Origin of the sequence: Polynucleobacter sp. QLW-P1DATA-2 (genome assembly GCF_001870365.1) — a bacterium.
In the GTDB taxonomy this organism is placed as follows: domain Bacteria; phylum Pseudomonadota; class Gammaproteobacteria; order Burkholderiales; family Burkholderiaceae; genus Polynucleobacter.
Genome location: NZ_LZMQ01000011.1, coordinates 1 through 9,659, shown reverse-complemented (window position 1 = coordinate 9,659; position 9,659 = coordinate 1). Strand labels below are relative to the sequence as shown.

General features: G+C 43.3%; 14 protein-coding genes. 13 read left to right on the top strand and 1 reads right to left on the bottom strand.

The window, feature by feature from the left end; translation table 11 throughout:
• Positions 1 to 278 precede the first annotated feature (278 nt).
• The 13 genes from A9236_RS10790 (at position 279) to A9236_RS11390 (ending at position 8,815) form a co-directional block, all read left to right on the top strand.
• Positions 279 to 719 (top strand): DUF3106 domain-containing protein, encoded by a 441-nt coding sequence (locus A9236_RS10790; protein WP_071465152.1) that lies wholly within the window; start codon positions 279 to 281, stop codon positions 717 to 719.
• A gap of 8 nt (positions 720 to 727) precedes the next feature.
• Positions 728 to 1,300 (top strand): RNA polymerase sigma factor, encoded by a 573-nt coding sequence (locus tag A9236_RS10785; RefSeq protein ID WP_161485629.1) that lies wholly within the window; start codon positions 728 to 730, stop codon positions 1,298 to 1,300.
• On the top strand, positions 1,287 to 1,592 hold the full coding sequence (locus tag A9236_RS10780) for a hypothetical protein (protein WP_071465154.1): 306 nt from the start codon (positions 1,287 to 1,289) through the stop codon (positions 1,590 to 1,592). Before A9236_RS10785 ends, A9236_RS10780 begins: the two co-directional genes overlap by 14 nt.
• Before the next feature lie 69 nt (positions 1,593 to 1,661).
• Positions 1,662 to 2,168 (top strand): hypothetical protein, encoded by a 507-nt coding sequence (locus A9236_RS10775; RefSeq protein WP_071465155.1) that lies wholly within the window; start codon positions 1,662 to 1,664, stop codon positions 2,166 to 2,168.
• A gap of 29 nt (positions 2,169 to 2,197) precedes the next feature.
• A complete protein-coding gene (locus A9236_RS10770) occupies positions 2,198 to 2,605 on the top strand; it encodes a hypothetical protein (protein WP_071465156.1) in 408 nt (135 codons plus the stop codon).
• Positions 2,606 to 2,649: 44 nt separating this feature from the next.
• On the top strand, positions 2,650 to 2,931 hold the full coding sequence (locus tag A9236_RS10765) for a hypothetical protein (RefSeq protein WP_236638916.1): 282 nt from the start codon (positions 2,650 to 2,652) through the stop codon (positions 2,929 to 2,931).
• A 63-nt stretch (positions 2,932 to 2,994) separates the two neighbouring features.
• Positions 2,995 to 3,408 (top strand): hypothetical protein, encoded by a 414-nt coding sequence (locus A9236_RS10760; RefSeq protein ID WP_236638914.1) that lies wholly within the window; start codon positions 2,995 to 2,997, stop codon positions 3,406 to 3,408.
• 12 nt (positions 3,409 to 3,420) lie between these two features.
• The gene (locus A9236_RS10755; protein ID WP_083393462.1) at positions 3,421 to 3,846 is read left to right on the top strand and encodes a hypothetical protein; all 426 of its coding nucleotides are present in this window, start codon (positions 3,421 to 3,423) and stop codon (positions 3,844 to 3,846) included.
• 366 nt (positions 3,847 to 4,212) lie between these two features.
• Positions 4,213 to 5,556, top strand: coding sequence for a TolC family protein (locus tag A9236_RS10750; RefSeq protein ID WP_236638912.1), 1,344 nt, complete (start codon positions 4,213 to 4,215; stop codon positions 5,554 to 5,556).
• Positions 5,557 to 5,567: 11 nt separating this feature from the next.
• On the top strand, positions 5,568 to 6,866 hold the full coding sequence (locus tag A9236_RS10745) for an efflux RND transporter periplasmic adaptor subunit (protein WP_083393464.1): 1,299 nt from the start codon (positions 5,568 to 5,570) through the stop codon (positions 6,864 to 6,866).
• Positions 6,867 to 6,874: 8 nt separating this feature from the next.
• Positions 6,875 to 7,576: an ABC transporter ATP-binding protein gene (locus A9236_RS10740; RefSeq protein ID WP_071465158.1), complete on the top strand. Its 702-nt coding sequence runs from the start codon at positions 6,875 to 6,877 to the stop codon at positions 7,574 to 7,576.
• Position 7,577: 1 nt separating this feature from the next.
• Positions 7,578 to 8,303 (top strand): ABC transporter permease, encoded by a 726-nt coding sequence (locus A9236_RS11395; protein ID WP_236638907.1) that lies wholly within the window; start codon positions 7,578 to 7,580, stop codon positions 8,301 to 8,303.
• Entirely contained in the window at positions 8,300 to 8,815 is a 516-nt protein-coding gene (locus A9236_RS11390) for an ABC transporter permease (protein WP_236638904.1), read from the top strand. Before A9236_RS11395 ends, A9236_RS11390 begins: the two co-directional genes overlap by 4 nt.
• A gap of 499 nt (positions 8,816 to 9,314) precedes the next feature.
• On the opposite strand, the gene A9236_RS10730 is transcribed toward A9236_RS11390, so the two are convergent.
• The coding region (locus A9236_RS10730) for a glutathione binding-like protein (protein ID WP_201721765.1) at positions 9,315 to 9,659 on the bottom strand (345 nt) is incomplete at its 5' end.

The following is a 9,659-nucleotide window of genomic DNA, read 5'->3' as shown; positions in this document are numbered from 1 at the left end:
TTCCAGGCATCCCTGGGATTCCAGAGCTTTGGGATCCGCCCCATTGAGCAAAAGACTCTTTAATGGGCAAAATTGCTACTAAAACTAGAAAACTCAAGATAATTGAGCGCAATGGCATGATGGCTCGATTCATTTCCCCCCCAACTGGATGTCCCTAACTCTTGTTAGACAGTAATTTTGAAAAAATACTTACTCTAAAAATAAAATAATTATTTTGTCTTGGCCGTAAGTTTTCTATAGGTACCCGCGTCTAAGAATTAACAAACAAGGAGAAATAGATGAAAAGAGCAATACAAGGATTAATGATGGCGAGTATTTTGATGGTTGGAGCGATTGGTATTGCAAGCGCCGCCTTACCAGAGCCGCAAGACCCCCAGGTAGTTGCTAATATGACCTTTGAGCAACGCCTGCAAATGTCCAAGGATCTGCGAGAGCAATTTAAACAAGCCACTCCAGAAGAGCGACGTGCATATCGCCAAAAACTTCATGCCAAATTTAAGGCGCTCAGCCCTGAAGAGCGCAAGGCATTGCGCGACAAAATGCACGCTCAGTGGCAGGCATTAAGCCCCGAACAAAAGAAAGAGCTGCGTGATAACCGCAAAGCCATGATTGCGTCAATGACGCCGGAAGAGCGCCTTGAGATGAAAAAAGAACGCGAAGAGTGGATGAAGGCGCATCCTAATGAAAAAGAACATTGGAATAAGCCAATGAGCAATTAAGGATCAGTTTGACTTTATTTCCTAGTAAGCAACACCGCATCGAACAGGCTTTATTAAAAAGAGCTGTAGCGGGGGATTCCAGGGCGTCAAAAGAAGTGATTCGCCTACTGAGTTCCCCCGCATATTCCCTGGCCTGGAAGATGCTTGGCAACAAAGAAGATGCAGAAGATGTCGTGCAAGAGGCCTTTATTCGCTTATGGAAAAGTGCCGATTCGTTTGCGGGAAAGTCAGGACTTTTTACTTACTTTTACGCAATCGTGAGCAATCTTTGTTTGGATCGGATCAAAAGTATTAATAAGGGATTCTTCGAGGAGTTTGATGAGCTTGAGCATCAACCCATGAAAGAGATTGAGTGGAGTATCGCAGGGGGCGTCAGCCCAGAAAGCATTAAAAAGGCAATGGATGTTTTAAGTAGCAAACAAAGAATGGCGATGTTGATGTGGGTCTATCAAGGTATGACGGCTGAGGAGGTTGCCCGCGTAATGGGTATGAATAAGAATGGCGTCGATCAATTGTTATATAGGGCTAAGTTGAAACTCAAGATGGAATTAGAAAAAGGTAAATCTCATGCGAGCGAATGATAAAAAACATTTAAAGAAAGTGTTAGATCAAATCGAAGTGCAAGAGTCATCTACCCATTTTGAACAACGCATTTATCAAGATTGGCAACGAGCTGTCTCTAAGGGAGATCAACCAACGGATCGATTCTCTGAGGTTTTGGTTCTTGCTAGATTGCATCCTAGGCTTGTCGCATTGATTGCGATAGTAATCATCACTGCTTCCGTGTTATTGGGTCAGCATCTGCTGACATCTCCGGAAGAAGAGTTGCATCGAATTGACGCCTTATCTGAATTAAGCCTCTCCACTATTTAATCTACAGTGTTCTCCCTTGCCCCTTGAACTCAAAGGAGTTTTTGGGGCTTTTTTAACAAAAGGATCATCATGAAAAAGCAACTATTAGCAGCGATACTCACTACTATGGGAATGGTGGGTTTGACTTATTCTCAAAATGCTATGTTTCAGGCAACGCCAGAGCCAACCGTTCGTCAACAAATATCAGAGACACAAAAGCAATTTGCTAATTGCATCAATCAGACCAAGAAGAGTGATGAGGCAAAGGTTGTCAATAATGAGTTATTTGAAATCGTGCCCAAGTCAGATCATAAGATGAATTTATTCACTACTGAAAACAAAATTACGGATGAAGAAGCAAGGGCACTAACGGCCTACTTAGCCTCTACAAATCAATGCCGAGCAATATCTAGTCATTTTCCCGTACCGGAGTTAGCGGGTATCTACCAGAACTTTTATAGCCAAGTCGATGTGGTTTATGAGAACTTGTTGTCTAGGAAAATTTCCATAGGCGAGGCAAATAAAGAAAAGTATGAGCTTATGCAGACAGCTCAATCGCAATGGATTAACTATGAATCTACCCACAAGATTAATTGATGCATAAGTAATTGGTAAAGGTATTGAATATGGAAAGATTGGCTAAAACAAAGCAAATTCTTCAAAAGAGTATTGCACTATCAGCGTATATTCGTTTTTTACATCTTATAGATGTTATTGATTCGACAGGTGGATGGAAAAAGCTTGACCCGCTAGAGGAATCATTGCTGAATAAGCTTGTTTTAATGGCGACAAAGCAAGATGAGCCTATATTGGTGAAAGATCTTATATCTATTGCAAGCATAGCCTCTCAGGCAACACTGCATGGAAGGGTTAAGAGCCTTGAGAGGAAAGGGCTGATCAATCTGATAGCTGACCAAGATGACGCTAGGAAAAAGCATGTATATCCAACGCAATTGGCCATGAAGCGTTATGAAATGCTTTCAGATAATTTTGAGAGAGCTCTTGGTTCCGCCGAACAAGCATATGCAAATTGAAGCATTGTCTGAGTTTGGTCTATCGATGTTGTGAAGGAGGTTGGATGCCGATGTATTCAAAGTTATTCTTATTACTAGGGCTATTAGCTTTGTCTGCTTGTGGATCATCTGAAGTAGTGATGACCATGGATTCTTTGCGTCTGATCAACTCTACCGATGGCCCTCAAGAGGCAATGAATTATGCAAACAAAAATTGTAGGTCTGACTTTTATGTTGGAGCAAGTTTTATCTCTAAATCTGGTGATGAATATCGATTCAGATGCGTTAAGGCGGATGACTCCGAGGGTTTAGTTCCAGTGCCAGGAGCTGCGGTTGTAAACCATTAATATTTTCTTATGAGATAGATTTTTTGGGGGATGGTTTTGAGGGTAATTAGTGTCAATAGATTAGTGGCTGCTGTATTGGGAGTGCTTTGTATTTTTGCTTCTTTGCCTGTTTTGGCTCAGTGGGGTTCTGGTCCATACCCAATGCATCGTTTTCATGAGAGACATGTGCAAGTTTGGCGGGGAGGTAATTGGTATCACGGCGGATACCAAGGGCGCTTTGGCTGGTATTGGGTAGTGGGCGGCGTTTACTACCCATACCCAAGTCCAATTTATCCTTATCCAGACCCTTATATTCCTGGAGTTGTAGTCGGTGCGCCCCCAGTGGTTTCGATTTCTTCGCCAAAACCAGCAGTTCTTGCTAGTCAACCACTGCCATCAGTTTGGTATTTTTGTGAGGCATCCCAAGGGTATTACCCGTATGTTGCGGAGTGTCCGGCAGGCTGGAAGAGTGTTCCTGCTATCCCACCTAAACAATAGTAAAGAATGAATATGAAGAAATTAATACTTATCAGTGCGGTAATTAGCTTGGTTGCATGTACATCTGCGCCAACGGGGCCAACAATTGCAGTGATGCCCGCGCAAGGAAAGCCTTTTGAGATATTTCAAAAGGAGGATCAGCAATGCCGTCAGTTTGCTAGCGGAAGCGTTGAGGGCACTTCAAATGCCGCTCTAAAAGAAGGTATGACTAGCGCAGCGGTAGCGGCGGCGTTAGGTGCAGCAGCGGGAGCTGTCATTGGGGGAGGGAGTCATCAAGGAGTTGGTACGGGTGCTGGTTTAGGCTTGCTTGGTGGATCTGCAATTGGTGCAAGCAATGCTGCAAATAAACAAAATCAAAGCCAGAGTCAATACAACACGGCATATATTCAATGTATGTATGCCCATGGCAATCAGGTGCCTAGTTATCCCGCGAGATAGTCTAAATTTGCAAAATGCGTGAAATTGCCCAGCTAGGATTAGTTGGGTCTATAACTGTTATAAAGAAGTCTAAATCTAGGAATAAAATGTTTTATATAAATAGGCAATGGATTATTTGTGTTCAGTAAACAGAAGTTCCTATTTTTTATTTTCAGATGGTGCATTAGTTTTTTATGTATTTATAGTGCCGCTAGTGTTTATGCCCAAAATATTTTCGGGCCCCAACCTGCGATACCAATTATCAATAACAGTCAACAACTAGTTGACTTAGATACTCCTCCTCTAATCGTTATTAAATCTCAGCCTGCGATTTTAATTAAAGAGATATCAATAAGTTCAGTTGGCAAAGTATCTGATGGCAAGGATTTGATACATTTGTATCAAGATGCTGCCTTTAGCGATCCCGTTCTGACAGCTGCCCGCTTTAACTACCAAGCTAGTAAAGAGCTCTTTTGGCAAGGCCTCTCTTTACTACTTCCTCAGGCCAGTGCCACCCCTGGCGGTACGCGCTATTACCAACATGGTGTTGGTCAAACCGTAGTGGCAGCAGGCCCAGGCAATTCACGGGTATTTGATCAAAAGAATTACACCGTCACTTTGACTCAGCCCGTATTCAATATAGCCGCACTAGAGGCCTTTAAACAGGGTGACCTCAATACCAAAATTGCGGATATGAATTTTTACCAGGCTCAGCAAGATCTCATTTTGCGGGTCTCGCAGGCCTATTTTGATGCACTGACTAGCCAGGATAACGTTGAGCTCTATCGCAATAAAAAAGGCCTCATTAAGCAGCAATTAGAAGTTGCCCAAGCCAAATTTGATGCTGGCCTAGCTACCATTGTCGATGTCAATACGGCGCAAGCGAGTTATGACTTAGCGAACTCGCAAGAGATCGCTGCGCAAGCTGACTTGGTAGTAAAGTGTGGCGTATTAGAACAACTCGTTGGCCATCCGGTTGGTCAGCTAAGGCCTTTGGTGAAAGATGCCAAGATTGATGGTGTGCTCAAGGATCCTAGGGCGATATCCAAGGATGCCAAAGGCAATGTGATTGCCGAGAGCGTGAACCCACAGCTACCTCCTGGCCAAACCCTAGATGACTGGGTTGGACAAACTGAAGTTGCCAACTTTAAGGTGCTTGCTGGTCAACTCTCGATATCGCTTGCCGAGAGCACCTATCGTGCCGCCCAAGCGCTGAACTATCCCTCACTTAATTTAGTGGGTACAAGTGGATACAACACCTCTAACGGCACGCCTAATAGTTATCAACCTGCACAGACTAGTGTATACAACAACACCCTGAGCTTACAATTAACCATTCCCTTAGTATCTGGTGGCTTTAATAGTTCTGTCATTCGCCAAAATGCCGCTTTAGTTGATGCTGCCAAAGCAAATTATGACAATGCACGCCGTACTGCTGCGCAAAACACCCGCGCGGCCTTCACCGGTTTTTATGGTGGACTCGCTAGCGTAAAGGCGTATGAGGCAGCTGAACGCTCATCCCAATCTGCTCTAGACTCGAGCAAGCTGGGTTTCCAAGTGGGTACTTTAATTAACATTGATGTACTAATAGCACTAGATACCCTGTTTACGACGCGCTCTCAATTGCTGCAATCGCGCTACAGTACGATTTTGAATGCCATCAGATTAAAGGCAAGCGCCTCTACCTTATCGGATGAGGATCTCTTAGCGATTAATTCATTATTGCGTTAAATTGAGCAAATATGACAGTAAAAAACTTGAAGCTTAATATCGTCAAATATTTTGATTTATCTCTCAAGTATTTGAATTTGATGGTTGATCGACTACCCCTAGCTTCTCGGGTCAAATCAACATGGCTACGTCTTTTATGCATTTTTCTTGTTGGTAGCCTTTTTCTGTTGGTTTTGATTAAAGGGGTTCAAGTCACATTTGGCCTTAACAGTCCTGACTTCAGGTTAGCCGCTATTGAAGAAGGGCCCATTGTGGCTACGGTTAGTGCAAGCGGGACATTAAATCCAGTGAAGTCTGTAACTGTTGGTACGCAAGTAACGGGAATGATTAAAGAGCTCGATGTGGACTTTAATTCACCTGTAAAGCAGGGGCAGGTTATCGCTAGAATTGATCCAAGAGAATATCAAGCTCGTTATGACCAAGCTCTTGCTAATTATGAGTTGGCAAAGCGTAATCATGATTACAACCTTAAGTTAGTCGATAAAGGCTTTATTTCTAAATCGGCAGTTGTTCAAACTGAGGGGGCATACAAGGCCGCCTTAGGCGCTTTGAATTTGGCAAAAAAATCTTTGGACGACACAGTAATTCATGCGCCAGTTGATGGGGTAGTTGTAAAGCGTAGCGTAGAGGTGGGCCAAACGGTGGCAGCAAGTTTGCAGGCGCCTGAGTTATTCATCATTGCGCAGAATTTAGCTGAAATGCAGGTTGAGGCATCTATTGATGAATCCGATGTTGGTCGCTTATCGGAAGGAATGGACGCCAGTTTTACGGTAGATTCATTTCCAGGCAGGGTTTTTCAGTCTAAGGTCTTGCAAATTCGCAAAGCGCCTATCACCATTCAAAACGTCGTTACTTATACAGTATTAATTTCTGCGGACAATCCAGATTTAAAATTATTACCCGGCATGACTGCTAATGTTCGCATTATTTTTGATAAGCGAGAAAAGGTTCTTAAGGTTCCAAATGTCGCATTACGATTTAGGATGCCAAGTGCCGATGATTCTCTTGCTGCTAAGTCATCTCAAGCTGGGAATACTACCGGCAGTCCTCGCACCTCAAGAGGCGGGGCCGGGGGATGGGGATCTTCCGGAATACGAAAAGTGTGGCTACTAGATAGAAGTGGCCTGCAGGATAAGCCGATAGAGCTAAAAATTCGGACTGGAATGACCGATGGAAGCTTTACAGAACTTTTGCCAGACGCAGACTCCAAGTTTCCTCTTCAAGTAGGGAATTTAGTTATTACTGGCATTCAATCTCCAGGCTCTAAAGAGGGATCTCCTAAGCGTCAAAACGGCCCCAGGATGTTTTAGATAATTTCGTGCTCATACATACCGAAAATCTTTCAAAAATATATGGCGTAGGTGATCAAGTTGTCCACGCATTAGATTCTGTTTCCATTGATATTGATTCTGGTGATTTTGTAGCTATTGTCGGTGCATCTGGATCTGGAAAATCCACCTTCATGAACATGATTGGCTGTTTAGATCAGCCCAGTAACGGTAGGTATTTTCTAGCTGGCGAAGATGTGGCATCACTTGATCCAGATTCCCTAGCGGATATTCGTAATCGGCGGATCGGATTTGTATTTCAACAATTCAATTTATTAAATCGGACCTCTGCTATTGAAAATACTGCGCTCCCACTTTTATATGCTCGTTCAGGCCCTTTGGCTGGTCTTAGTAAAGAGGAGCGTTTAGACCATGCAAAAAAACGTTTAGAGCAAGTGGGCCTTGGAGATCGACTTGATAATATGCCGAATCAACTTTCAGGCGGGCAGCAACAAAGAGTGGCTATTGCGCGTGCATTGGTCAATGATCCGGATTTAATTTTGGCTGATGAACCAACTGGCGCCTTAGATTCCAAAACCACTTCAGAAGTGATGAACTTATTTACGGAGTTGAATAATCAGGGAATGACGGTGATCGTAGTTACCCATGAACCAGATGTTGCGGCTTATGCAAAACGAACCATTACCTTTAAGGACGGCAAGGTTATTGGTATCAAAATAAATCACGCCTAATATGAAGATTGAAATTGCAACTAACTTAGCCATCGCCTTTCAAGCTCTGAAAGTCAATAAGCTACGATCGTCTTTGACTATGCTGGGGATCATTATTGGTGTAGCCGCAGTCATTACGATGATTGCTGTTGGTGGCGGTGCGCAGGCTCGCGTGAAGGCACAAATCTCTAGTCTCGGCTCAAATTTAATGATCATTATTCCAGGATCATTATTGCAATCAGGGGTGCGTCTCGGAACTGGAAATGCGCAAACTCTAACTGAGGATGATGCAAATGCAATTTTGAGAGAAATTCCTGAAGTTGCCTATGCTGCCCCTATTAGTAGGGGCGGTGGTCAAATCATTTCCAGTAGTAATAACTGGGGCACAACTATTTATGGGGTCAATCCTGATTTTTTCGAGGCCAGGGAGTGGCCACTCGCTAGTGGTCGGATGTTTGAATATGCTGAAATTGCAGGTGCTGGGAAGGTTGTGATTCTTGGCCAAACTGTTGCTAATCAGTTATTTGGTAGCGAAGATCCAATTGATCAGCAAGTCAGAATTAAAGGCGTTCCATTTACTGTCATTGGCATTGCAGAAAAAAGGGACAAAGTATGCAAGGGCAAGATCAAGATGATGGCGTCTTTGTTCCTCTATCAACCGGTAGACGCAGAATTTTTGGTGAGGCAATGGGAAAAATTGCGAGGGTTGGAAGCATTGCTGTTAAGGTTCAAGATGGCAATGATATGAAGGTGACAGAGCAAAAGATTGCTGAACTGTTGAGACAACGTCATCGAACCCAAATAGGAGCAGAGGATGATTTTACGATTAGGAATCTTACGGAAATACTTGAGGCTCAGGAGGCGGCTAGCAAAGTGATGTCAGCATTGTTAGCTGCGGTAGCCTCTGTCAGTCTTTTAGTTGGAGGGATCGGAATCATGAACATCATGTTGGTGTCAGTAACAGAGCGCACTAGGGAAATTGGCTTGAGAATGGCAATTGGTGCAAAGGGCAGGGATATTTTGGAGCAATTTTTAGTGGAGGCGATGACCTTAGCTACTCTTGGAGGATTGGTTGGCATACTGCTTGGATTTTTGGCGTCCGAACTGATTGCAGTATTGGCAGGATGGGCTATACAGTTATCCCTGATCTCTATTATCTTGGCAGTAGGGTTCTCAGCGGCGATTGGTATTTTCTTCGGGTTCTATCCAGCTAAAAAAGCGGCGATGATGCAGCCAATTCAAGCATTGCGTTATGAATAGGTTTATTAGCTTAGTGTCGCTACTAGACAAAGACTTCCAATCCATAATAAGTATTACTTTTAGCAACGCTCAACCACATCAAGAAAAAACACTTTGGAGCAACCAAGTGATAGATGTTTGCTCAATAATTCCGATGGTTTGGAAAACCAAAGAGTGAGCTAGCGTTTATTGTGATCTTGATAATCTAGTCACACAAAAGCTCACACACCGATATTTATGAGACGTAACCTCTTGAAATCTTAATGGTTTTCTTTGGATGTCTGCTCTCATAACCAGAGAACCTAAACTCAACCTAAAACTAACAAAAAGCTAGCTTTTGAGACTAAAGGTTAGGTTTGGTAATTCGAGCGTTACTTTAAGTAACGCTGGGGGTACTAAAAAGTGTGTAGGCGATTACTACACAGTTTGATTGGCAATACCAATAGATTATCGTCTTAAATATTGAAGGGTTAAGCCGAGGCTTAGCTGTCGCGTAACGAAATGATTGAAGATTTAATCTTTACAACGATTTGTTATCAAAGTCACTTGAGTCATGACGTTCAAGAAGTTGTTCGGATGGTTCACCCCAAGTGCGGTTAACAATACGACCTCGTTTTACGGCAGGGCGCTCAAGAATTCTATCTGCCCATCGCTGAACGTTCAGATATTCGTGTACGCTGAGGAATTCTGCAGCTCCGTAAAGCCATCCTTTAACAAGGGCGCCATACCAAGGAAAAACAGCAATATCTGCGATGGTGTATTCCTTGCCAGCGAGATATTCATTTTCAGCTAAACGTTGATCTAGAACATCCAGTTGGCGCTTGGTTTCCATCGCAAATCGGTCAATGGGGTATTCCATTTTGAA

Coding starts and splice junctions, on each gene's coding strand:
- A9236_RS11390 (WP_236638904.1), top strand. CDS start 8,300: ATGAAGGTGACAGAGCAAAAGATTGCTGAACTGTTGAGACAACGTCAT.
- A9236_RS10755 (WP_083393462.1), top strand. CDS start 3,421: ATGAAGAAATTAATACTTATCAGTGCGGTAATTAGCTTGGTTGCATGT.
- A9236_RS10745 (WP_083393464.1), top strand. CDS start 5,568: ATGACAGTAAAAAACTTGAAGCTTAATATCGTCAAATATTTTGATTTA.
- A9236_RS10775 (WP_071465155.1), top strand. CDS start 1,662: ATGAAAAAGCAACTATTAGCAGCGATACTCACTACTATGGGAATGGTG.
- A9236_RS10780 (WP_071465154.1), top strand. CDS start 1,287: ATGCGAGCGAATGATAAAAAACATTTAAAGAAAGTGTTAGATCAAATC.
- A9236_RS10765 (WP_236638916.1), top strand. CDS start 2,650: ATGCCGATGTATTCAAAGTTATTCTTATTACTAGGGCTATTAGCTTTG.
- A9236_RS10790 (WP_071465152.1), top strand. CDS start 279: ATGAAAAGAGCAATACAAGGATTAATGATGGCGAGTATTTTGATGGTT.
- A9236_RS11395 (WP_236638907.1), top strand. CDS start 7,578: ATGAAGATTGAAATTGCAACTAACTTAGCCATCGCCTTTCAAGCTCTG.
- A9236_RS10770 (WP_071465156.1), top strand. CDS start 2,198: ATGGAAAGATTGGCTAAAACAAAGCAAATTCTTCAAAAGAGTATTGCA.